24 protein-coding genes and 2 pseudogenes are annotated in these 21,786 nt (G+C 72.8%); 11 read left to right on the forward strand and 15 right to left on the reverse strand.

The window, feature by feature from the left end:
- Positions 1-87 precede the first annotated feature (87 nt).
- The 6 genes from ACFYX3_RS38915 to ACFYX3_RS38940 form a co-directional block, all read right to left on the reverse strand.
- Positions 88-780 carry a DUF6230 family protein gene (locus ACFYX3_RS38915; RefSeq protein WP_389024403.1) on the reverse strand — a complete coding sequence of 231 codons (693 nt, stop codon included), beginning with the start codon at positions 778-780 and terminating at the stop codon, positions 88-90.
- Positions 777-1,400, reverse strand: coding sequence for a hypothetical protein (locus ACFYX3_RS38920; protein WP_376584056.1), 624 nt, complete (start codon positions 1,398-1,400; stop codon positions 777-779). Before ACFYX3_RS38920 ends, ACFYX3_RS38915 begins: the two co-directional genes overlap by 4 nt.
- Positions 1,397-1,819, reverse strand: coding sequence for a DUF6114 domain-containing protein (locus ACFYX3_RS38925; protein ID WP_376584054.1), 423 nt, complete (start codon positions 1,817-1,819; stop codon positions 1,397-1,399). Before ACFYX3_RS38925 ends, ACFYX3_RS38920 begins: the two co-directional genes overlap by 4 nt.
- A complete protein-coding gene (locus tag ACFYX3_RS38930) occupies positions 1,813-2,556 on the reverse strand; it encodes a DUF6230 family protein (protein ID WP_389024408.1) in 744 nt (247 codons plus the stop codon). The genes ACFYX3_RS38925 and ACFYX3_RS38930 overlap by 7 nt, the downstream gene beginning before the upstream one ends.
- A complete protein-coding gene (locus tag ACFYX3_RS38935; protein ID WP_389024411.1) occupies positions 2,553-3,029 on the reverse strand; it encodes a DUF6114 domain-containing protein in 477 nt (158 codons plus the stop codon). The genes ACFYX3_RS38930 and ACFYX3_RS38935 overlap by 4 nt, the downstream gene beginning before the upstream one ends.
- A gap of 85 nt (positions 3,030-3,114) precedes the next feature.
- Entirely contained in the window at positions 3,115-3,801 is a 687-nt protein-coding gene (locus ACFYX3_RS38940; protein WP_389024414.1) for a cholesterol esterase, read from the reverse strand.
- A 135-nt stretch (positions 3,802-3,936) separates the two neighbouring features.
- Here ACFYX3_RS38940 and ACFYX3_RS38945 point away from each other — a divergent pair, with 135 nt between their 5' ends.
- Positions 3,937-4,539, forward strand: a complete 603-nt coding sequence (locus ACFYX3_RS38945) for a TetR/AcrR family transcriptional regulator (RefSeq protein WP_389024417.1) — start codon at positions 3,937-3,939, stop codon at positions 4,537-4,539.
- 16 nt (positions 4,540-4,555) lie between these two features.
- Here ACFYX3_RS38945 and lepB read toward each other — a convergent pair whose 3' ends face one another.
- Both lepB and ACFYX3_RS38955 read right to left on the reverse strand, forming a co-directional pair.
- On the reverse strand, positions 4,556-5,164 hold the full coding sequence (gene lepB / locus ACFYX3_RS38950) for a signal peptidase I (protein WP_389024420.1): 609 nt from the start codon (positions 5,162-5,164) through the stop codon (positions 4,556-4,558).
- A 103-nt stretch (positions 5,165-5,267) separates the two neighbouring features.
- Complete coding sequence (locus tag ACFYX3_RS38955; RefSeq protein ID WP_389024423.1) at positions 5,268-6,302, reverse strand: AraC family transcriptional regulator; 1,035 nt, start codon at positions 6,300-6,302, stop codon at positions 5,268-5,270.
- A gap of 146 nt (positions 6,303-6,448) precedes the next feature.
- Here ACFYX3_RS38955 and ACFYX3_RS38960 point away from each other — a divergent pair, with 146 nt between their 5' ends.
- Entirely contained in the window at positions 6,449-6,862 is a 414-nt protein-coding gene (locus tag ACFYX3_RS38960; RefSeq protein ID WP_389024426.1) for a Rieske (2Fe-2S) protein, read from the forward strand.
- Here ACFYX3_RS38960 and ACFYX3_RS38965 read toward each other — a convergent pair.
- Positions 6,849-7,520 (reverse strand): cysteine hydrolase, encoded by a 672-nt coding sequence (locus ACFYX3_RS38965; RefSeq protein WP_389024429.1) that lies wholly within the window; start codon positions 7,518-7,520, stop codon positions 6,849-6,851. The two genes, ACFYX3_RS38960 and ACFYX3_RS38965, sit on opposite strands and share 14 nt — an antisense overlap.
- A gap of 84 nt (positions 7,521-7,604) precedes the next feature.
- Between ACFYX3_RS38965 and ACFYX3_RS38970 the strand changes: the two genes are divergently transcribed.
- Positions 7,605-8,072: a pyridoxamine 5'-phosphate oxidase family protein gene (locus ACFYX3_RS38970; protein WP_376584041.1), complete on the forward strand. Its 468-nt coding sequence runs from the start codon at positions 7,605-7,607 to the stop codon at positions 8,070-8,072.
- A 3-nt stretch (positions 8,073-8,075) separates the two neighbouring features.
- On the opposite strand, the gene ACFYX3_RS38975 is transcribed toward ACFYX3_RS38970, so the two are convergent.
- Positions 8,076-8,978 (reverse strand): LysR family transcriptional regulator, encoded by a 903-nt coding sequence (locus ACFYX3_RS38975; protein ID WP_376584039.1) that lies wholly within the window; start codon positions 8,976-8,978, stop codon positions 8,076-8,078.
- Between the two features lie 73 nt (positions 8,979-9,051).
- Here ACFYX3_RS38975 and ACFYX3_RS38980 point away from each other — a divergent pair, with 73 nt between their 5' ends.
- Positions 9,052-10,107: a DMT family transporter gene (locus tag ACFYX3_RS38980; RefSeq protein ID WP_389024434.1), complete on the forward strand. Its 1,056-nt coding sequence runs from the start codon at positions 9,052-9,054 to the stop codon at positions 10,105-10,107.
- Positions 10,108-10,338: 231 nt separating this feature from the next.
- Here the strand turns inward: ACFYX3_RS38980 and ACFYX3_RS38985 are convergent, their stop codons facing one another.
- Positions 10,339-11,673, reverse strand: coding sequence for an aminotransferase class I/II-fold pyridoxal phosphate-dependent enzyme (locus ACFYX3_RS38985; protein ID WP_389024437.1), 1,335 nt, complete (start codon positions 11,671-11,673; stop codon positions 10,339-10,341).
- A gap of 35 nt (positions 11,674-11,708) precedes the next feature.
- Between ACFYX3_RS38985 and ACFYX3_RS38990 the strand changes: the two genes are divergently transcribed.
- Together ACFYX3_RS38990 and ACFYX3_RS38995 are read left to right on the forward strand one after the other, a co-directional pair.
- Positions 11,709-12,416: a pyridoxamine 5'-phosphate oxidase family protein gene (locus ACFYX3_RS38990; protein WP_389024440.1), complete on the forward strand. Its 708-nt coding sequence runs from the start codon at positions 11,709-11,711 to the stop codon at positions 12,414-12,416.
- A gap of 37 nt (positions 12,417-12,453) precedes the next feature.
- Positions 12,454-13,098 carry an FMN-binding negative transcriptional regulator gene (locus tag ACFYX3_RS38995; protein WP_389024443.1) on the forward strand — a complete coding sequence of 215 codons (645 nt, stop codon included), beginning with the start codon at positions 12,454-12,456 and terminating at the stop codon, positions 13,096-13,098.
- Between the two features lie 135 nt (positions 13,099-13,233).
- Here ACFYX3_RS38995 and ACFYX3_RS39000 read toward each other — a convergent pair whose 3' ends face one another.
- The 3 genes from ACFYX3_RS39000 to ACFYX3_RS39010 all read right to left on the reverse strand — a co-directional run bounded on the left by ACFYX3_RS39000 (position 13,234) and on the right by ACFYX3_RS39010 (position 16,144).
- Positions 13,234-14,199: a DMT family transporter gene (locus tag ACFYX3_RS39000; RefSeq protein ID WP_389024446.1), complete on the reverse strand. Its 966-nt coding sequence runs from the start codon at positions 14,197-14,199 to the stop codon at positions 13,234-13,236.
- 176 nt (positions 14,200-14,375) lie between these two features.
- Positions 14,376-15,452: a DMT family transporter gene (locus ACFYX3_RS39005; protein WP_389024449.1), complete on the reverse strand. Its 1,077-nt coding sequence runs from the start codon at positions 15,450-15,452 to the stop codon at positions 14,376-14,378.
- A 41-nt stretch (positions 15,453-15,493) separates the two neighbouring features.
- On the reverse strand, positions 15,494-16,144 hold the full coding sequence (locus tag ACFYX3_RS39010; RefSeq protein ID WP_389024452.1) for a Clp protease N-terminal domain-containing protein: 651 nt from the start codon (positions 16,142-16,144) through the stop codon (positions 15,494-15,496).
- 196 nt (positions 16,145-16,340) lie between these two features.
- Between ACFYX3_RS39010 and ACFYX3_RS39015 the strand changes: the two genes are divergently transcribed.
- Together ACFYX3_RS39015 and ACFYX3_RS39020 are read left to right on the forward strand one after the other, a co-directional pair.
- The gene (locus tag ACFYX3_RS39015) at positions 16,341-16,565 is read left to right on the forward strand and encodes a hypothetical protein (protein ID WP_389024455.1); all 225 of its coding nucleotides are present in this window, start codon (positions 16,341-16,343) and stop codon (positions 16,563-16,565) included.
- A 68-nt stretch (positions 16,566-16,633) separates the two neighbouring features.
- Positions 16,634-17,062 (forward strand): SRPBCC family protein, encoded by a 429-nt coding sequence (locus tag ACFYX3_RS39020; RefSeq protein ID WP_376584022.1) that lies wholly within the window; start codon positions 16,634-16,636, stop codon positions 17,060-17,062.
- A gap of 70 nt (positions 17,063-17,132) precedes the next feature.
- On the opposite strand, the gene ACFYX3_RS39025 is transcribed toward ACFYX3_RS39020, so the two are convergent.
- Positions 17,133-17,756 carry a PadR family transcriptional regulator gene (locus ACFYX3_RS39025; protein WP_389024460.1) on the reverse strand — a complete coding sequence of 208 codons (624 nt, stop codon included), beginning with the start codon at positions 17,754-17,756 and terminating at the stop codon, positions 17,133-17,135.
- 192 nt (positions 17,757-17,948) lie between these two features.
- Here ACFYX3_RS39025 and ACFYX3_RS39030 point away from each other — a divergent pair, with 192 nt between their 5' ends.
- From ACFYX3_RS39030 to ACFYX3_RS39040, 3 genes and pseudogenes are all read left to right on the forward strand, one after another.
- The gene (locus ACFYX3_RS39030; RefSeq protein WP_389024463.1) at positions 17,949-18,713 is read left to right on the forward strand and encodes a TnsA-like heteromeric transposase endonuclease subunit; all 765 of its coding nucleotides are present in this window, start codon (positions 17,949-17,951) and stop codon (positions 18,711-18,713) included.
- Positions 18,701-20,761, forward strand: a pseudogene (locus ACFYX3_RS39035) (Mu transposase C-terminal domain-containing protein). The gene ACFYX3_RS39030 and the pseudogene ACFYX3_RS39035 overlap by 13 nt, the downstream one beginning before the upstream one ends.
- Positions 20,758-21,777 (forward strand): annotated as a pseudogene (locus ACFYX3_RS39040) (AAA family ATPase). Before ACFYX3_RS39035 ends, ACFYX3_RS39040 begins: the two co-directional pseudogenes overlap by 4 nt.
- The last annotated feature ends 9 nt before the right edge of the window (positions 21,778-21,786 follow it).

The following is a 21,786-nucleotide window of genomic DNA, read 5'->3' on the forward strand; positions in this document are numbered from 1 at the left end:
CCCGTCCGCAAGGTAGTGGCGAGAGAACCGGGGACGGCATCCGGAACGATCCGGAGTGACACCGCCGTCGAGCACCCGTGGAGACCGTCAGGGCGTGCCGGGCGTCCCCGTGGGGGCCGCCGGGGCCGGGCAGGCGACCGTGCCGGGCCGTACGGAGAGCGAGAGCTTCGGGGTCGTGAGGAGGCCCGGGATCTGGAAGTCCTGAGCGGTGCCGGTGATCCGGTCGAACTTGGCGTAGCGCGCCTGGATGCCGAAGCGGTGCTGCGGGCTGTCCAGCGGGTTGGTCACGTACGCGCCGGTGGCGTCCTTGACGGTCTTCACGTTGGCGCCGTTGACGTTGAGGTCGACGATGCCGTCCATGTCGAGGACGCCGGTGGCCGTGCGCAGGTCGAGGACGGTGTTCTTCGTCCTGATCTCCCAGCTGCCCGGGTCGTCGTCGCCGAGGGTGAGCAGCAGGGTGTACGTGGCTCCCGCGATCTGCTGCCGCTGGCTCAGGCACAGGCCGTTGATGACGCCGTCCGCGAAGCCCATGCGGAGCACGCGTTCGCTGCCGGTGGTGCCGTCGGGGCGCCCGACGGCCTGGTCGACGACGACGGCGCCGTACTGCGTCCCGTACAGGCTGCTGGTGGTGAAGTCGACGGGCCGGTCCTGGATGCGGAGGCCGACGGCCAGCGCGCCCGTCGCCATCGCGGAGCCGAGGCCGCCGGCGGCGAGGAGCGCGGGCAGGGCGACGGCGAGGGACCGACGCCAGTGGGTGCGTCCTTCCTCCCGGGTCCTCATGGCGTGGTCACCGTGATGGTGCCGGGGAGGTGGACGGGGTTGTCGGTGGAGTCGAGGGCCGCGTGGTCGTCGACCGTACGGATCGCGTAGATGTCGCCGGTGAAGTCCTCGGCTCCGGCGGTGAGCGGGATGAGGGAGCCGAAGAAGTCGAGCAGTCCCTGCACGCCGCAGATCTTGAGGAGGACGCGGACGCAGACGTTGGTGATGTTCCCCCACATCGTCGTCGTCTCGGCCCTGCCCGCGCTGTCGTAGCCGCCGAGCGAGCCCTCCGCGGGCACGTCGATGGTGACGGTGTGCCCGGCGGCCTTCTGGACGACGTTCATGTGGGAGCGGATCTGGAGCTTGGTGAAGGTGTACCGGGTGGTGGTGCGCGTCGAGCCGTCGGAGAGCCGGATGGTGACGTTCTTGTCGACCGTCATCGAGACGGCGACCATGCTGGCGATGGTGACGTGCAGCGGGTCCGGGGAGGGCAGGAAGGGCACGCCGAGCGGCTCGACCGCCGCGCTCCCGGCCGAGGCGCTGCTCGGCTGCCCGGACCACACGGCGGTGACGACCGCGAGGAGCAGGGCCGCGGTCACGGCGAGGGCCTTGCGCGGTGCCCCGCGCGCCCCGGCCGTCATCCTTCCACCGCCCGCCGTCGGGGGCGTTTGACGCCCCAGCCGACCATCATGGAGCCGCCGAGGACGCCGAGGAGCATGCCGAGCAGGAAGCCGCCCAGGTTGGAGACGACGAGCGAGACGACGGCGAGGACCGCGCCGATGAGCCCGAAGGTGTACCGCTGGGCGGGCAGGGCGAGCGGGATGAGCCCGCAGAGGATCATCCCGCCGCCGACGAGGTAGCCGGCCACTCCCCCGAAACCGGTGCTGACGATCAACTGCAGCGAGCTGAGGGAGAACTTGAGGACGGTCCAGCCGCCGGCGACCAGCCACACGCCGCCCCAGAACGGCCGGGTGCGGCGGAACGCGCGGAACCAGGCGTACGCGGCCTTCGCCCGGTCCGGTCCGAGCCCGCCGTACGTGGACCCGGCCCGGCTCAGCATGCGTTGGCCGATCCCGCGACGACCCTGATCTTCAGGTCGGGCAGCACGAGCGCCCCGGCCATCTCGGCGTCGTACGCGGTGGCGTTCAGTCCGTGCAGTGCGATGGAGCTGCCTCCCTCACCGCCGGCCGAGCCGAGGCCGAAGCCGCCGGGCAGGGCGCCGGTGAGGGCCTTGCCGGCGACGGTGACCTGGTCGGCGGCCTGGCCGAGGACCGCGTTCTGGAGGGTGGTGGGCCCGTACGCCTGGAGCTCGGTGGCCTGGATGTAGAGGTTCGAGGCGTCGATGTCGGTGGTGAAGGTGGCGGGCGGGCTCGCCGTCACCTTCTGGCCGCCCGTCAGGAGCAGCGAGTACGGGACCCCGGCGATCGTCTGGTGGACGATGCCGCACAGTCCGGCGAGATGGGCGCTGGCGAAGCCGACGCGCGCCATCGCGGTGTTGGTGCTCGTGGTGCCGTCGGGGCGTCCGACGGCGGGGGTGTTGACGATGGCGCCGAAGCCGCTGCCCTCGACCCCGTTGGAGGTCAGGGTGAAGGGCTGCCCGGTGACGCTGAAGTTGGCGGCGAGCGCGCCCTGCGCGAGGGCGGTGCCGAGGACGCCGATGGCGAGGGCCGAGGGGACGAGGGCGAACGCGCCGCGCCCCCAGCGGGTGCCGCGGCGGCTGCCGTCGGCGGCCTGGGCGAGCATGCGGGCGTTCCAGTCGGCGGCGGCGCCGCGGGCCCCGGAGAGGAGGTTGCTCATGCGGATCCGCTCCCCACGGCGGTGGGGGTGGTACGGCGCGGGAAGCGCCGCTCGGCCGGCTTCTCGGGGAGCCAGGCGAAGGCCATGGAGCCGCCGAGGACCGAGAGGAACATGCCGACGAACAGGCCGCCGAGGTTGGACAGCGGGAAGGAGGCGACTCCCGCGATCACCGCGATGACGCCGGCGGTGTGGCGCTGTCCGGGCAGCAGCAGGATGAGCAGGGCCATCGCCATGAGGAGGACCCCGCCGGCCATGCCCGCGATGCCTCCGATGCCGACCTGGAGGATCTTGCCGAGCGGTGCCATCGGCAGGAAGAAGATGACGAAGCCGCCGAGTCCGGTCCAGACGGCCGCCCAGAACGGCCGGGTGCGGCGCCAGCGGCGGAAGGCGCGGCGGGCGCGGTGCACCCCGCCCGGGGCGGGCGCTTCGGCCGGCGCTCCGGGGTCCGGCTCGGGGGGCTGATCGGTGGTCATGGAGGCCTCGCAGCGGTGGGTCGGGGTGGGAGGGTCGGGGCCCCGCGCCGTCGGAGGACGCGGAGCCCCGGGGTGGTACGTGCGGTCAGGCGCCGCAGGTCTTGTCGCCCTGGGCGATGCCGATCGCGAGGTCCGGCAGGGTGATCGCGCCGGCGATGGTGGCGCCGTTGGCGTCGGCGTTGAGGTTCTTGATGTCGGTCCGGCCACCGGTGGCGTCGAGGCCGAACTGGCCCGCGCTGCCGTCGTTGATGCCGGTGCCCTTGATCCCGGCGCCGTCGGCGGCCGCGCCGATGACGTTCGGGGTGGTGTCGCTGGCGTTGAGCGTGGCCGTGGCCGCCCTGACCGCCTGCGCGTCCAGGACGAGCTTGTTGGCCTGGAGCCCGGCACCGGCGACGAGCTGGTCGCTGGTGAGCGGGGTGGCCGCGGCGGGCGAGGAGATGTTGAGCGACCAGGTGCCGAGGCTGCCGACCACCGGGAGGTTGACGGACTGGGTGGCGTGGACGCAGATCCCGTCCAGGCCGGCCTTGGCGATGCCGACCTCGGCGGCGCCCTTGGCCCCGCCGGCGTCGATGGTGTGCATGACCGCGCCGATGCCCTGCGGTGCGGCGACCGTCTTGGAGCTGAGGGTGAAGGGGACGCTCGTGAGCGAGAGGTTCGCGGCGAGCGCGCCCTGCACCATGGCCGTCGCCATGGCGGCGATGGCGGCCGTCGCGGGAACGGCGAGGAACGCCGATCTGCGCCAGCGGGTGACGCCTCTGGTCTCGTGCTGCATGTGATCTCCAACCGTCGTGCCGCACTGGCCGAATGACACTTCGCGGCTACCTGTTCGAGAATTGGACACTTTGCTGAGAAGTGTCAACACTTCTGACAATCCCGGGAAGTTTTGCTGCTGGTCTAGGCTTGGCCGATGCCACGGTTCAGGGAGACGGTCCGGACACTGCTGCGCGAGCGACTGCTCGACGCCGCGTACGAGGCGGTCGCGGACCGCGGCTTCGACAAGCTCCGCATGGCGCACCTGGCGAGTGCCGTCGGCGTCAGCCGGCAGACGCTGTACGCGGAGTTCCCCTCCAAGGAGGCCGTCGGCGAAGCACTGTTCCAGCGCGAGCTGGAGCGCTGCCTGGTCGGCATCCAGCAGGGCCTGGACGCGCACCGGGACGACCTGCGCGCGGCGGTCGAGGCGGCCGTCGGCTTCACGCTCACGCTGGCCGGCCGGAATCCGCTGATCAAGGCCATGCTGACCAGCACCGGCGAGGACGGGCTCCTCTCGTACCTCACGACCCGCTCCACGGCGGCCTTCGACACGGCGACGGCGATGTGCGACGCGTACGTCACGGAGGCCTGGCCCGCCATCGACCCGGTCGCGCGCGAACTGGCCGTGGACGCGGCGGTCCGGCTGACCGCCAGTCACATCGTCCAGGCCACCGCCTCCCCCGAGGAGTCGGCCCGCCGCATCGCGGACACCGTGGTCCGGGTCGCACTGAGCACGGGCCGGGAACAGCTGATCCGGTAGGACTCCCCCGGCGGACTCAGGGACTCGGCCCGCGGTACTCCTCCAACACCGGCCGGTTGCCGATGCCGGGTGACGCGGAGACGGGGAAGGCCCGGACGCCGACCCGGCCCTCGATCCGGTCGAGCGCGCCCCAGCCGTAGGCCCGCGAGTCGTCCGACAGGTCGGGGTTGTCTCCCAGGTAGAAGAAGGAGCCCTCGGGCACGGTCCGCAGCTCGGGCCGCGCCGACCGGGTGCCGTCGGGACCGCAGCAGGCGCTCGCACGGTGGGCCTGTGCCGCCCATGGGGGCGCCACCACCCGGCGCACCGGGCCCCTGCCCCGCTCCTGGAGGAGGACCTGGAACGGCTCGTCCGGTGTCGAGACGATCCCCACCCGGTCGCCGGGCAGGGCGATCACCCGCTTGACGAGGAGGGTGTCCTTCCCGGTGGCCCGCAGCAGCACCACGTCGAACCGGTGCGCCTCGCCCGCCGAGCCCGGGGCGACGAGGACCCGGTCGCCCTGGTGGAGGGTGGGGGTCATGCTGGTGCCGTCGACGCGGACGCCGAGGGCCGTGACGGCGACCCCGGCGAGGAGGCAGAGCAGGACGCCGGTCCCGAGGACGGCGCCGGCCGCCCGGCGCGCGTTCACCGGGGTCGGGTGGGGTCCGGCGGCCAAGCGCCACCGGACCGGTCGATTTCGGTCATGGCGGGAAGGTAGGCCGGACGGCGGACGGCGGCTGTGACCGTACCGCTCAGGGTTGTTGACCCCGCGTCTGATAAGACCGGGGCGTCTCTCCGGTCCAGCGCCGGAACGCCCGGTGGAAGGCGCTGGGTTCGGAGAAGCCGAGCTGCCGCGAGAGCCGCTCGATCGAGACCCGGCCGCCGGTCAGCTCGGCGATGGCGTGGTCACGCCGCACCTGGTCGCGGATCCGCTGGTACGTCGTCCCCTCGGCGGCCAGCCGGCGCCGCAGGGTCTGCGGGCTGACGGACAGCCGGTCGGCGAGCTGCTCGGGCGTCGGCACCGGCCCGGCGGGCAGCGCCCGGCCGATCAGGTGCCGCACCCGGCCGGTCGCCGTACTGCCGTAGTCGCCGCAGACCAGCACGTCGACCGGGGCACGACGCAGGAAGGCCTTGAGCGCGGCCGCGTCCCGCAGGACGGGTTCGTCGAGGTCGGCCCGGTCGAAGACGGCAGCGGTGCGCCCGGCGCCGAAGACGCAGGGCGCACCGAAGAGCAGGGCGTACTCGCGCGCGTGCCGGGGCTCCGGGTGGACGAACTCGACCCGCCGCAGGCCGATCCGGCGCCGGACGAGCCAGCCGGCGAAGCGGTGCGCGACCAGGACGGTGGACTCGGCGCCGAAGTGGAGGGGGTCGTCGTACCCGGAGACGTCGAACTCCATCCGCGCCTCGTCGGGTCCGCCGGTCCCGGGCTCCACGAGCCGGAAGCGCGGACCGGCCGGGAAGAGGGAGTAGAAGGTCTGCGCGCGCCGGAGCGCCTCGCGCAGGTCCCGACTGCCGTGGACGACGACATGGGCCATCATCGCGAAGGTCCCGACCTTGCTGGGCGCGCCGCCGAAGCCGATCAGCTCGTCGTCGAGGGTGGCCCACAGCATGCGGACGAGCTGCCCGAACTGCTCCACGGGAACCCTGGCCCGGGTTTCCTCCAGGAGCGTGGAGGGCAGTCCGGCGCGGGCGAGGAGCGGCCCCGGGGCCACCCCGCGCCGCTCGGCGCCGAGCAGCACGGCCCGTACGTGATGCGTACTCACCGAGGAGTTCACGGAAGAGTTCACGGAAGCTAGACACTTTCATCGAAGGATGTCCAGGTTCCGACACTCTACTCAGAACTGTAAGGCTCTCGAAGTGCGCATCCCGTGAACGGGACACAGCTCACAGCCGTACCGTCTGCTGCAGTACACCGAGGAATGAGGGGCAGCACATGAGCGGAGTGGCACGCCGGACAGTGGTCGCGGCGGCGGGCAGCGCGGGCCTCGCGGCGGCGCTCGCCGCCTGCGGGGGCGGCGCGGACGACAAGAGCACGGCGTCGGAGGGCGCGGCTCCGAAGGGCGCGGCCCTCGCGAAGACCGGGGACATCCCGGTGGGCGGCGGGAAGATCCTCGCCGACAAGGGCCTGGTGATCACCCAGCCGAAGGCCGGCGAGTTCAAGGCCTTCTCCTCCAAGTGCACGCATCAGGGCTGCGCCGTGAGCAGCGTGAAGGACGGCGTCATCGTCTGCCCGTGCCACCAGAGCCACTTCGACATCTCGGACGGCAGCGTGAAGGCCGGTCCGGCGCCCTCGCCGCTGCCGCCCGAGCCGATCCAGGTGGTGGGCGAGGAGATCAGCCCCGGGTGACGGCGCCCGCGTCGCCCTCGGGGGCCTTCCAGCACCCCAGCACCTCGTCGGTCGTGGTGATCGTGGCGACGAGCGCGAGGGTGTGACGGATCATCGCGGGGGTGTAGTCGGCCGGCACCCCCGCGATGGCGTCCCCGGGCACGACGACCGTGTAGCCGAGGTTCACGGCGTCGAAGACCGCGTTGGGCACGGCCACGTTGGCGGAGACCCCCGTAACGACGAGCGTGCGGCAGCCGAGGTTCCGCAGGAGCGCGTCGACGTCGGTGCCGGCGAGCGGGGAGAGCCCGTGCAGGCGCCGGACCACCAGGTCCTCGTCGGCGACCTCGATCGGTTCGGCGATCCGGACGGCCCTGCTGCCGCTGTGCTGCTGCACGGGCAGCCGGGCGGCGGCCGCGAACAGCCGGGCGTTGGTGTTGGCGCCTCGCCCGTCGGGGCGGCGCTCGGCGACGGCGTGGATCACCTGGACGTCCGCCGCGTGCGCGGCGGCGACGAGGCGGGCGACGTTCCGCAGGACGCCCGACGCGTGGGCGACGGCGGCCAGTTCGGGCAGGGCGCTGTCGGGACCGACGACACCCTGCTGGCACTCGACGGTGAGCAGGGCGACTCCCCCGTCCGGGCGGATCCGCTCCGCGAGTCGTTCTCTCGGACTCTGGCCCATGACTCCCCGACCTCCCCTTGCACGCGCGCGATGGACCCCCCATGCTTTCTGACGTCTCGTCAGAAAGCTAGAAGGGGGCGGACGATGACCGTCGCACAGCGCCGCGGACGCCGGATCATGATGACTCCGGCCGAGCTCGACTCCTTCCTCGCGGAACAGCGCACCTGCCGGGTCGCGACCGTCTCCGCCGACGGCCGCCCGCACGTGAGCGCGCTCTGGTTCGCCTGGGACGGCTCCTCGCTGTGGCTGTACTCGATCACCCGCAGCCGGCGCTGGGCGGAACTGCGGGCCGACCCGAGGATCGCGGTCGTGGTGGACGACGGCGAGGAGTACGGGGAGCTGCGCGGCGTCGAACTGTCGGGCACCGCCGTCTTCGTCGGCGAGGCACCCCGGACCGGCGAGCCGTGCCCCGAACTGGACGTGCCCGAGCAGCTCTTCGCCGCCAAGAACTTCGGCCTGGACTCCATGCCGCACGACGGCCGGCACGCCTGGCTACGGCTGACCCCGGACGCCATCGCCTCCTGGGACTTCCGCAAGCTGGCGAACCTCTGAGCCTCAGCTCGCCAGCGGCTCCGCCACCGCCCGCAGCGCCGCGACGACCGCACGGACGGAGGGGCGGCGGCCCGCGTCGCCGCGCCAGGTGGCATAGATGTGGCGCCGCACCTTCTGCCGTACCGGAACGAAGACGACCCCGTCCGGCACCGGACGCCCGAGCCGGGGCGTGACGCACACCCCGAGGCCGGCCGCGACCAGGGCCAGCTGGGTGTGGTGCTCGCCCGCGAGGTGCCCGATGCGCGGCTCGATGCCCTGCGAGCGCAGCGTGAACATCAGCCAGTCGTGGCAGAACTCGCCCTCGGGCCAGGACACCCACTCCTCGTCGGCGAAGTCCTCCAGGTCCACCGCCTCCCGCCCGGCCAGCGGATGGCCGGCGGGCAGGGCGACGTCGGCGGAGTCGTCGAGGAGGTGCGCGCGCTCCAGGCCACCGGGGACGGGCGCCCGCTTGTTGCTCCAGTCCAGGACGATCGCCAGGTCCGCGTCACCGCGCAGGACCGCCCGCACGCCCGGCTCCGGCTCCAGCTCCGTCGTACGGACACGGAGCTCGGGGTGACCCTCGCGCAGGGCGGCGAGGGCGGCCGGGAACAGTCCGCGCGCGGCCGTCGGAAAGCCCGCGAGCCGCACCTCGCCCACCACTCTCCCCCGCTGGGCCTCGATGTCGGCCTGGGCCATCTGCACCTGGGACAGGATCCGGGCGGCGTGCTCGGCGAGCAGCAGCCCGGCGTCGGTGAGCCGCACGCCCCGGCCGTTCTTGGCGAGCAGCTGCTGCCCGACCTCGCGCTCCAGCTTGGACAGCTGCTGGGAGACGGCCGAGGTGGTGACGTGCAGTCCGTCGGCCGCACCGCTGACGGAGCCGTGCCGGGCGAAGGCGTCGAGGGTGCGGAGGCGCTCCAGGTTCAACATGTAAGCGATGCTAAGAGGAGGGGTGGAGGAAATCTAGCTTGTCCTAAGACGTCATTCCGCTCACCCTGAGTGCATGAGCCCCAGCCCCACACCCTCCCCCTCCCCTCTCCTCGACTGGCGCGTCCGCTTCGGCGCCCTGGCCCTCATCTGGGGCTTCAGCTTCCTCTTCATCAAGGTCGGCACGGAGGGCTTCGCGCCGTTCCAGGTCACCTTCGGGCGGCTCCTGTTCGGTACGGCGGTGCTCGCCGTCGCGATCGTCGTGAAGCGCGACCGGCTGCCGCGCGGCGCCCACGTCTGGGGCCACCTCGCGGTCGCGGCCTTCCTCCTCAACGCGCTGCCGTTCTCCCTCTTCGCGTACGCGGAGCTGACGATCCCCTCCACCCTGGCGGGCATCTGCAACGCGACGACCCCGCTCTGGGGCATGCTGCTCTCGCTGGTGGCGCTCTCCGAGGACCGGCCGACCCGGGTCCGCGCGGCCGGCCTGGGCATCGGCTTCATCGGCGTCCTCACCGTGCTCGGCGCCTGGCAGGGCTTCTCGGGCCTCGACGTCACGGGCACGGCCCTGGCGCTGCTCGCCTCCTTCAGCTACGCGGTCGGCTGGATCTACGTCCGCAGGACCCTGAGCGGCACGGGCGCGTCGAACCTCTCCCTGGCGGGTTCCCAGGTGGGCCTGGCGACGCTGCAACTGGCGGTGGTCACGCCGTTGTTCACCTCGGTCCCCGATTCGATCGAACTCATGCCCCTCCTCTCCGTGATCGCGCTCGGGGCGCTCGGGACGGGGTACGCGATGCTGCTCCAGTACGGCGTCGTCGCGGAGGTCGGCCCGACGACGGCGGCGATGGTCACGTACTTCATCCCGGTGATCGCGACGACGGCGGGAGTGGCACTCCTGGACGAACGCCTCACCTGGAACACGCCGGTGGGCGCGCTCGTGGTCCTGGCAGGCGCGGCCCTCACCCAAACCCGCCGGCCCCGCTCGCGCACCGTTGTGGGCAATCGTTCCGCCGGGGCGGAACAGGTGGGCACAACGGACGGCGCCCCCGCCGTTGTGGGCAATCGTTCCGCCGGGGCGGAACGGGTGGGCACAACGGACCCGCGCCCTGCCGGCGCCAGAGGCTCCCGCGCCTGAACCCGCACCTGACGTGCGCCGCGCTCGTGGTGCGGATACAGGCACGGAACGCGGGGGCGCCGCTAGGGGCGCCTCCGCGCGTGCCCACCCTCCCCCAAGCTCTCGGCTTCGCTCGAGCAGGGGACCCCCCCCATCGCCCCGGCGGGACGATTGCCCACACGGCAGCGGGGCGCGGGCCCGCACCGACGCGACCGCACAGCCACGCACCGCCCGCACCGCCCGCGCCGCCCATCACCCATAGCTCCGCGCAGCGACCGGCCCCACCGCCCCCGCCACCGCACCCGCCAGGGCCTCGACGTCGGACGCGGCCAGCCCTGAGACGGTCAGCCGGACGGCCGGCCCCGTCTCCATCCGGAAGCGGGCGCCCGGCGCGACCGCCCAGCCGGCGGCGAGGAGACGGGTGACCGCCCCGGTCTCGTCGGGGACGGGGACCCAGACGTTCATGCCACCGCACCCGTGCGCTTCGACGCCGCGCCGCGCGAGCGCCCGTACGAGCCCGTCGCGCCGCTTCCCGTACGCGCGGGCGACGACGGCGGGGTCGACCGCCCCCGTCGCCCACAGATGCGCGACGGTCCGCTGAAGGAGCTTGCTGACCCAGCCGGGCCCGAGCCGCTGCCGCCCGAGGACCCGGTCGACGGTCTCGGCGTCGCCCGTGAAGGCGGCGATCCGCAGGTCGGGTCCGTACGCCTTGGCGACCGAGCGTACGAGGACCCAGTGGTCGGTGACGCCGGCCAGCAGGTGCAGCGGCTGCGCGACGATGCCGTGCCCGTGGTCGTCCTCGACGAGGAGCACGCCGGGGTGCGCCCCGAGAACCCGCCGCAGCTCGCCCGCGCGCGCCGCCGTGACGCAGGCCCCGGTCGGGTTCTGGGCCCGGTCGGTGACGATCACGGCCCGCGCCCCGTCCTGCCGGATCGCGCGCTCGACGGCTTCCGGCAGGGGGCCCTCGTCGTCGACGGCGACCGGCACGGGCCGCAGGCCGAGCGCGGGCACGAGGTCGAGGAGGCTGCCCCAGCCCGGGTCCTCGACGGCGACGGCGTCGCCGGGCCTGAGGCGGGCGGCGAGCACGCGCTCGATCGCGTCGAGGGAGCCCGAGGCTACTCCGACGGGCCCGGCGGGCACCCCGTCCGCGTCGAAGGCTGCGCGCGCGAGGCGCCCGAACTCCTCGTCGACGGGCACCTCTCCGTACAGGACGGGCTGCTCGCCGTACCGCCGGGCGACCTCCGCGAAGGCCTCCCCCAGGGGCGGCAGGAGCGCGGGGTCGGGGCTGCCGTTGCTGACGTCCCGGACTCCCGCGGGCGCCTCCACGCGGATCGAGCCGCGCGCGGTCGTGGCGGGCCGCGGCCGCACGCGACTGCCGCGCCGGCCGTCCGTCTCGATGACCCCGCGCTCGCGCAGGGTGCGGTAGGCGGCGGCGACGGTATTGGGGTTCACACCGAGGATGCCCGCCAACTCCCGCATGGGCGGCAGCAGTTGGCCGGGCGGCAACGCACCCTCACCCACTCCCCGCTCGATGCTGGCGGCGATGTCCGATGCGCGACGACCTTCGATCCGATACTCTCCTAGCACAAACACAAGTATGCACTAGTGCAATGGAGTACGCAATGAGCGCCGCCGCCGACACGAGCACCGCCCCCGACACGTCCGCGCCGCGCGACACCTACACGCCGACCGACCGCACGGTGCCCACCCGTTCCCGCCAGCGCGCCTCGTACGACAAGGAACTCGTCCACTCGATACTCGACGAGGCCTACGTCTGCCACCTCGGCTTCGTCCGCGACGGCGCGCCGGTCGTCCTCCCGACGCTCTTCGGCCGGGTCGGCGAGCGCCTCTACGTGCACGGCTCCACCGGCTCTCGGCCGCTGCGCGCGGCCGGCGACGGAGTGTCGGCCCCCGGTCTGCCCGTCTGCCTGACCGTGACGCACGTCGACGGTCTCGTGCTCGCCCGCTCCGCGTTCCACCACTCGCTCAACTACCGCTCGGTCGTCGTCCACGGCACCGCCCACCAGGTCACGGACCCCGAGGAACTGCGCACCGCCCTGGACGCCCTCGTCGACCACGTCGTCCCCGGCCGCTCCGCCGACTCCCGCCCGGGGAACGCCAAGGAGCTCGCCGCGACCGCCGTGATCCGGCTCGACCTGGACGAGGTCTCGGCGAAGGTCCGCACGGGCGGCCCCAACGACGACGCCGAGGACCTGGACCTGCCGTACTGGGCCGGCGTCATCCCCGTACAGAGTGGTTACGGCACGCCCGTCCCGTCCGGCGACCTCGACCCGTCCGTCGCCCTGCCCGGCTACCTCGCGGCGCTCTGAGCCGCGCTCGGATCGAGGAAGGAAGGACGGACCGACGATGCTGATCCACCCCTGGGACGCCGCCCACGACGAGGGCGAGTGGCGCGACTGGCTCTCCCGGCACGACTTCGGCCAGCTCGCCGTCAACGGCCTGGAGGGCGAGCCGCCGTGGGTGCAGCCGATGCACTTCCGGTACGACCCCGAGCCCGGCCCGTACGGCAGGGCGCTGGCCCACCTGGCGCGGCCGAACCCCCTCTGGCGCGCCCTGGAGGCGAATCCGACGGTGCTCCTGAGCGTGGTCGACGACTACGTCTACGTACCGGGGCACTGGACGGCCCCCGAGGGCGCCCCGTCCGAGCACGGCACCCCCACCTCGTACTACGCGGCCGTCCAGCTGCGCTGCACCGCGCGCGTGGTCGACGACCCGGAGGAGAAGGCGGCGCTCCTGAACAGCCAGGTCGCCCACTTCCAGCCGGAGGGCGGCACGGCGACGGTCGCCCCGGGCGAGGCGCCGTTCGGCCGGCTCCTGTCGGGGATCCGGATCCTCAGCCTGGAGGTGACCGACGTACGGGCGAAGTTCAAGTACGCGGGCAACAAGCCGCAGGAGATCCAGGACCGCGTCTCGGAGCGCCTCGCCGAGCGGTCCGGCCCGGGCGACCTGAACGCCCGCGCCCACCAGCTCCGCCGCCGCGCGAACGGCTGACCGCCCCGGGGGCGAGGCTGCACAGGCCCCGCCCCCGAATGCGCATGCCGAGCGCACGGCCACCCGAGCCCCGCCCGCGAATACTCATGCCGCGCGCGGGGCCCCAAGCTCTGCCCCGCCCCCGGCACGGATCCCCTACACCGCCACCGGCTCCCGCCTGCGCGCCTCCGCCGCCGTCCGGGCCTCCGCGAACGCGAGGCCCGTCACGGCCGCGAGCAGCAGCAGCGTGCCGAGCACGATCGCGGCGGTGAGCCGCTCGCCGAGCAGCGAGACCGCGATCAGGGCCGCGCTCACCGGCTCCAGGAGCATGATCACGGAGACGGTGGCGGCCCGGACGACGGCCGCCCCGGCGAAGTACAGCGCGTAGGCGAGCGCGGTCGGCACCGCCGCCACGTACACGAGCAGCAGCACCACGCTCACCGGCGCGTCGGTGTGCGGGACCAGCCCCTCCGCGAGCGCCGCGGGCAGCAGCCCGACCGCCCCGATGGCGAAGGCCCAGGTGGTCGTCGCGAGGGCGTCCGTACCGCCGCCGTCACGGCCGAGCCACCGGGTGAGCAGCGTGATCGCCGCGTATCCGGCCGCCGAGACCACCGCGAGGACGACGCCGAGCGGCCGCACCTCCGCGGCCCCGCCGCCCAGGACGAGGACGAAGAGCCCGGCGAGGGCTCCGGCGACGGCGGCGACCCCGCCGCTGCCGAGGCGCTCCCCCATGGTGAGCCGGGCGCCGATCGCGATGAGGACGGGTCCCGCCCCGAGGGTGACGACGGTGCCGACGGCGAGACCGGTCGCCTCGACCGCGGCGAAGTACGCGCTCTGGAAGACGGTGAGTCCGATGCCCGTACCGAGGATGCGGGCCGTCCGGCGGCCGCGCGGCTCACCGTCCGTGCGGGCGGCGCGGCGCCGGGGCCGCAGCGCCAGGGCGCCGAGGAGCAGGACGAGGCCGCCGACGCAGCGCCAGAAGGAGAGGGCCAGCGGGCCCATGTCGCTGACACGGAAGATCAGCGAGGCTGCGGCGCCGGCCGTGCCCCAGGCGATGCCGGCGACGATCAGATAGACGAGGCTCCGCCCGACGGACAGGGCGGATCCCGAGGAGTTCGACACGTGGGTTCTCCGTGGAAGACAGGAGGGAAGGGTGGTCGCTGGGCTCCGCGCGCGGGCAGCGACGAACCGCTCGGTGGCGAGGAGTCGCCGGCCCGAGCCCGGTCTTCGTCGAGGAGGGTCTCCGCGCGCGCTAGGCGGCGGGAGGCGGAAGCACGGTCGAATGCATGGTCGGCACCCTACGGGGCGGTTCGCCCGGCCGACAACTCCGCACCCGCCGCCCCGGAAACGGAACCGAGAGCATCCACCTCGGAGCCCGCACCGACCGCGTCAGAACCCACGCCGGCCGCTGCCTCGGACCCCGGACCGGAACCCGGACCGGACCCGGCCACCGGCCCCGCCGCAGGCGCCTTCGGCGTCGAGGACTGGGCGATGAACGCCCCGACCAGGACCACCGCGCCGCCGATGATCTGCGGCGCGCCCAGGTGCTCGCCGAGCAGGATCCAGGCCAGGACGGTCGCGATGACCGCCTCCAGGCAGGCCACGACGCCCGCCACCTGCGGGGAGAGCCGGCGCACCGAGATGACGCCGGTGACGTACGCGAGGACGGTGGCGATCAGCACGATCCAGCCGAGCAGCAGCCACGCGGGCACGCTCGTCCCGTCCATGTCGGCCCGGCCGCCGAGGACGCCCCAGTCCATGGACCAGGGCCGGGCCACGGCGGTGAGGACGAGCGCGCCGATGAGCAGCCCGTACGCGATGACACCCAGGGGATCCGCCTGCTCGGCCTCGTCGGCGCCCTGGTCGGAGAGGACGAAGTAGCCGACCTGGCAGCAGGCGGCGGCGAGGGCCAGGAGCAGCCCACCGAGGTCGAAGGTCAGCCCGGACCAGACCTGCACGACGCAGGCGAGGCCGCCGGCGGCGAGGACGACGCCGAGGGCGGCGGCGCGGGTGACGGGCCGGCGCTGGACGAAGCGGACCCAGCCGAGGACGAGGGCGGGGGCGAGGTACTCGATGAGCAGGGCGACGCCGACGGGTATGCGGGATATCGCGGCGAAGTAGAAGGCCTGGACTCCGGCGACGGCGAGCAGGCCGAAGCCCACGAGGAGGGCGGGTTTGCGGCGCAGGAGGTCCCGGTGGCGCCAGGCCACGGGCAGCATGACGAGGGCGGCGCCGGCGACCCGGAGCCAGACCACGTGGAGCGGGTCGAGTCCCGCCTCGATGAGCGGCTTGGCCGCCACTCCTGAACCACCGAATGCGAAGGCCGAGGCCAGGGCGAGTCCCAGGCCGGCGCTTCTCCCCTGAGACGCGTGCATCGGGCCATCATGACAGGACGCGGTCAGGGGCGTAACCCCCGTTACACCTGTTGAGACGGCTCCTCGTCGCGGGCGGCCGGAAGGGCGGTGGCCCGGGCGGTCAGCGCGGCCGGATCGACGCCCGCGCGGCGCAGCACCTCGACGGCCCGGCTCTCGGGATCGGCGGCGACGGCCGCGAGCAGGTCGACGCCGCGGGCCTGCGGCTCGCCACGCTCGGCGGCCCGCCGGAAGGCGCCTTCCAGGGCGGCGGCAGCGGCCGGGGACCACGGGGAGGTACGGGCGCCCTGGGATTCGGCCTCGCGCGCGGCGGGCAGCAGGCGCCGGTTCGCGGACCCTTCCTCCGCACGCTGCCAGCGCAGCCCGTAGCCGATGGAGCGCTGGGCGAGATAGCCGAGGACGCGGGCGAGCTGATGGCCGCCCTCGAAGGCGGCACGGACCTCGGGGTCGGACTCGACGAGCGAGTGCAGCAGGTGGGCGGTGTCGATCTGGCGGTCACCGTCCCTGAGCGCCCTGCGGCGCGCGCCCGACACGACCGCAGCGAGCGAGGGCGTGAGGAGAGGCGCGACGGCCGCGAGCGAGGGCGCGAGGAGAGGCGCGACGGCCGCGAGCGAGGGCGTCAGGAGGGGCGCGAGCTCCGCGCGCGGGGAGGTGGACGGCGGGAGCGGCTGGGGGCGAGGGACGGGATGGTGCACCCTTCCACCTCATCAGGCGGGGGCGGCCGGAACATCACCGGGGAGAAGCATGTCCGCATCCCACCGGAGTTGGGCACGGGCGCACGGTTCCTCCTCCTTACGGATGAGATCGCGCTCGTGATCCCTGAGAGGCGCGCGCCGTCTTGCTTCGCGCCCCCTTTGCAACCACGGATCCCCTTCCGCTCGTCCTCCGGTCGTGTTCTGGATGGTGGGCCTGCTCGCGCGCGACGGGCGGCAGTACGTGTACCGGGTGTACGCACCCCGGGAGGCGCTGCCGGCCGATCTGTTCTGGGCGGCCTTCCACTGCCACGAGGAGGACGGGGCGCCACGGGCCTCCGACAGCTTCGACGCGGCCGAGATCTGGTGGATCGGCGACGGCACGGGGCCGGCGACCGCAGAACTGACGTTTCATCAGTATTGAATGTTCACGGCCGTCCCGCTACGTTCCGCGACACCGAACCCAGTGGGCACGCGTGAAGGGGTGGTCTCATGGCCGAAGTCAGCGCGGAGGCACGGATCGAGGCGCCGGCCGGGAAGGTCTGGGCGCAACTCACGGACTTCTCCTCGTACGGCGAGTGGAACGCCACTCACACCAGCTTCCCGAACGGCGGCCCCGCCGCCCTGGAGGCGGGCGCCACCTTCACGGAGAACATGAAGCTGATGGGCTTCCCGGCCGAGGTCCTGTGGACGGTCGAGGAGCTGGAGGCCGAGCGGGCGTTCGCCATCAGGGGCAAGGGCCCGATGGGGGTCGTCGTCGCCACGCGCTACTCGCTCGCGGCGGAGGGGGAGGCCACGACGGTACGGATCGACGGCGAGTTCACGGGCGCGGCGGTCTCGCTGATGGCGGGCAAGCTGAAGGACTCGGCGACGGCGGCGCTGACCGAGTCCCTGCGCAAGCTCGCGGGCCTGGTGGTCTGAGCCTGCCGCTCTCGACGGGAAGGGCCCCGCGACCGTGGTCGCGGGGCCCTTCCCGTCGAGAGCGCCGAACTCAGTGCTCGTCGGCGAGGATCAGGTACAGCTTCTTGCGGGCCTCGTTGATCACGGTGACCGCCTTCTGCCGCTGCTCGGCGCTGCCGGCCTTCCAGACCTGCCCGAACGCCTCCATCAGACCGAAGCCGGCCTGCCGGACCTCGTTCAGGGCGTCCCAGTCGACCCCGCGACCGGCCGCCTCCCACGGTGCCTCGGGACCCTCGTCGGCCTCGGCGCGCCCGGTGTCGGTGAGCGTGAACAGCTTCTTGCCGCCCTCGCTCGCGCTGGTGATCAGCCCCTCGTCCTCCAGCATCTGGAGGGTCGGGTAGACCGAGCCCGGACTGGGCTTCCAGGCCCCGTCGCTGCGCTCGCCGATCTCCCGGATCATCTCGTAGCCGTGCATCGGGCGGTCCTTCAGGAGCGCCAGGATCGAGGCGCGCACGTCACCGCGCCGCGCCCGCCCCGGGCCGCCACCGCGACCGCGGCCGCCCCAGGGGCCACCGCCCCACGGCCCGCCGCCGAACCCGGGCCCGAACGACCCGAAGGCGCCACGCCGCCCCTCGAAGTCCCCCCGAGGCCCGGGACCGCAGCCTCCACGACCGTGGCCGTGTCCGTTTCCGCACTCGTGTCCATGTGAACGCATCGCAACGCTCCTTCCATCGGGATTCCATCGTCGAACTGTCGCGATGCCTCAACGATATATCGGAACTGTTCGGCGAGCAATACCCGACGGATCGACCACGTGTCCTTTGACAGCGAATCTCGTTCGATTGCCACTGAACTTTGACCACCGGTACGTTCCTGCCACCGAACTTTGACCGTTGCGGTTGGAGGCATGGTGGGGGCACTGGCTCATGCGTACGGGGATCCGTCGTTATCCGCCTTTGAGCTGGACTTTCTTGAGTTTGGTGAGCGTTGTCGCGGGCCGTTGGGCCGGTTGTGGAGTACGCGGTTCGAGGGTGTTCAGCCGGTACGTGAGTTCCGGTGGGCGAAGGGCGGGGAGAGCTTCCCGGGTTGGTACTTCGCGGCGACGACCAGCGGTCACGTGGGCTACGAGTCGTGGCTGGAGCGGGACTGCTTGATCTTGCTGGACCGTGATCCGAGGGTGGTCGGGATCGCCTCGCAGCCGTTCTGGTTGCACTGGCAGGACGGTCAGGAACTGCGTCGGCATGCGCCTGACTACTTCGTGCGCCTTGCTGATGGGCGGGCCAGGGTGGTCGATGTCCGGGCCGCGGACCGGCTGGACGATCGGACCGGGGAGGCGTTCGCGGCGACGCGTCGGGCCTGTGAGGCGGTGGGCTGGGAGTTTGCGTGGATGGGCACGCCGGAGCCTGTGTTCATGGCGAACATGCGCTGGCTGGCCCGCTACCGGCGGACCCGCTCGGGGCGCCCGGAGGGGTTGGCGGCCGCGCTGGTGGAGGTCTTCGAGGAGCCGCTGCCGTTGTGGTCGGGAGCCGGGCGGGTGGGCGATCGGCTGCAGGTCCTGCCGGTGCTGTTTCATCTGCTGTGGTCCGGGCGGCTGGGCACGGACCTGGAGTCCGCGGTGCTGGGGGCGGACAGTCTCGTCTGGGCCGAAGGGCGGGCGGCATGGGCAGGATGAAGCGGCCGGGGCGGGTCGCGGTCGGTGACCGGGTGCGGTTCGAGGGCCGGATCCGCGGAGTGCTCGCCGTCGCCGGCCAGGCGGTGACGCTGACGGACGGCGAAGAGCCGTATCGGGTCGTGCCGTTGCTCGAGTTGTTCGCGGCGGCCGATTTCGAGGTCATGACCAGCCCGGTTCGGATGCCGTTGCCGGCGGCCTCGCTGCTGGAGGCGTTTCCCGCCCGGGAGGTGGAGAAGGCCCTGTGGTGGGAGGGCCACATCCTGGAGGTCCTGCACGGGCTGCCGCCCGATGCCCAGCCCGGCACGACGGTGAGGCCTGAGTACGGGCCCGGGCGGTCCTTGACCGCCCGGCAGCGGGCGAAGGCCGCTGAGCTGACTGCCGCTGGTCACAAGGTCTCTGCCAGTACGGTCGCCCACCGGCGGCGTCGCTACCAGGAACGCGGGGTGCTGGGTCTGGCCGATCACCGGCCGGTCCGCAGGACGGCCGAGTTCGGGGAGGTCGACGACGCGGTGGTGGCCGCGATGCGGCAGGCGATCAAGGAAGCGGTGGACGCCTCGACCCGCACGGGGACGTTCATTTTGTGGCGGACCGGCGAGATCCTCAAAGAGACACCTGGCGGGCAGAGGGCTGGGCTTCCCTCACAGCGGACGCTCTACCGGCTGCTGGCGAAGCTGACTTCGGGCACCCACACGTCCGGCTCGGCGGTGACTCGCCGGTCCAGGGCCCACGGGGCCACGACGCCGCACGGGGAACTGCCGGTCTTCGCACCGGGCGAGGTCATGCAGATCGACTCCACCCCGCTGGACGTGCTGGTCCTCCTCGACAACGGCGTCACCGGCAGAGTCGAGCTCACCGCCATGGTCGATGTCGCGACCAGGACGCTGACCGCGGCGGTGCTGCGGCCGACCACGAAAGCCGTGGACGCCAGCGTGCTGCTGGCCCGCACCGTCACCCCCGAACTGATGCGGCCTGGCTGGTCGGACGCGCTCAGGATGTCCCGCTCGGTGCTGCCGCACCGCAGGCTGCTGGCCCTGGACGAGCGGCTGGCCCATGCGGCGGCCCGGCCGGTGATCGTCCCGGAGATCATCGTCTGCGATCACGGCAAGGCCTTCCTCTCCCGCAACTTCATCTCCTCCTGCCTGTTCCTGGAGATCGAAGTGCAGCCGGCCCACCAGGGCTCGCCCTTCGAGAAGGGGCACATCGAGAAGATGCTGGGCTCGGTGGCCACGCTGTTCGCACAGTTCCTGCCCACCTACACCGGCCGCAGCAGCGACCACCGCGGCCGGCACCTGGAACGCGAACGAGTGTGGTCCCTGCTGGAGTTGCAGGAGCTTCTGGATGAGTGGATCGTCGCGAAGTGGCAGAACCGCAAGCACGACGGTCTGCGCGATCCGGTCCACCCGGGCCGACTGTTCACGCCGAACGAGAAGTACGCCGCGTTGGTGGAGGCCTGCGGCTACGTCCCGGTCGCACTGAGCGGCGACGACTACGTCGAACTCCTGCCCGCGGAATGGCGGGTGGTCAACGACTACGGCATCCGGATCAAGAACCGCACCTACGACAGCCGGGCGTTGGGGCCGATGCGCCGCCAGAACTCCGGAGTCCGGGCGAAACGCGGCCTCTGGGAGGTCCACCGCGACCCCTACGACGTCTCCCGGATCTGGGTACGCAACCACCGCGGTGACAACGAGTAGGTCCCGGCCACCTGGAAGCACCTGAACCGGGCACCGGTCCCCTTCGGTGACCTGGCCTGGGACCACGTCAGCCACCAGCTGCCCCGCGCCACCGAGGCGGAGATCGCTGACGCGGTCGCCGCCCTGCTCACCCGGGCCCACGGCGGCCCGCAGACCGAGCCCGGTCCGGGGCCCGGCAAGCGCGACCGGCGGGTGGCGGCCCGCACGAAAGCCGCAGGTCCGCTTACTCCGGCGTCCGTTGCCGGTGCTCAGACGGAGCCAGAGGACGAAGCGGACGAAGGCGAGGAGTCGGTGGCCGAGGTGATCCCGCTCGGACTGTTCGACCCGCTGGAAGACCCCTGGAAGCGCTCATGACGGCATCGTCCGCTCTGCCCCAGGACTCCCAGCGGCACCTGACCACGATCGACGGCTGGCGCCGCTTCGTCGAAGGGCCACCGGGTCCGCCGCCCCGGCTGACCGACGCTCAGTACGACGCGCTGGGCGAGGCCGGCCAGGCGGCCTTCGACGAGGCCCGTCTTGACCATCACGGCCGTCTGCTGGTGGTCGCCACCTCCGTCGTCCGGCACACCGTCGCCACCGGACGCCGCCTGGTCGTGCTGAACCGGCACGCGATCAGTGCACGCCGGGGCCTGATCGTCTCCGGCCCCGCCGGCACCGGGAAGACCATCGCGATCACCCAGCTCGGGCTGTCCCACGAACTACTGGACCGGGCCCGGCACCCCACCGCCACCGACCGCAAACCGGTCATCTACATCACCGTCCCGCCCGCCGCGACACCCCGCATGATCGCGGCCGAGTTCGCCCGTTTCCTCGGGCTGCCGGTGATGGCCCGCATGAACATCACCGACCTCATCGAGTCCGTCGTCGGTGTCTGCACCGACGCCCGCACCGGCATGATCCTGGTCGACGAACTCCACAACATCTCGCTCACCACCCAGCACGGCGCCGAAGTCGCCGACACCCTCAAGTACTTCTCCGAGCGGATCCCCGCGACGTTCATCTACGCGGGCATCGACATCGAGCACGGCAGCCTGCTGACCGGCACCCGAGGAGCCCAGATCGCCGGCCGTTTCACCCTGATCCCCACCCACCCCTTCCCTTACAACAGTGAATAGCGGGGCCTGGTCGCCACCATGGAGAAGACCCTCGCCCTGCGGCAGCACCGGCCCGGCACCCTGGCGAGACTGGACCGCTACCTGCACGACCGCACCGGCGGCATGATCGGCGCCCTCTCCCACCAGATCCACGGAGCCGCGATCGACGCGATCTTCAACGGCACCGAGAAGATCAGCAAAGCCGGGCTGAAGGCCGTCCCGCTGGACGTCGCCGCCGAATCGCCTCACTTCCCCGGGCCCAGGTCCTCCCGATGACCCACGAGA

The sequence above is a fragment of the Streptomyces sp. NPDC002463 genome (assembly GCF_042889835.1).
Classification (GTDB): Bacteria; Actinomycetota; Actinomycetes; order Streptomycetales; family Streptomycetaceae; genus Streptomyces; species Streptomyces nymphaeiformis.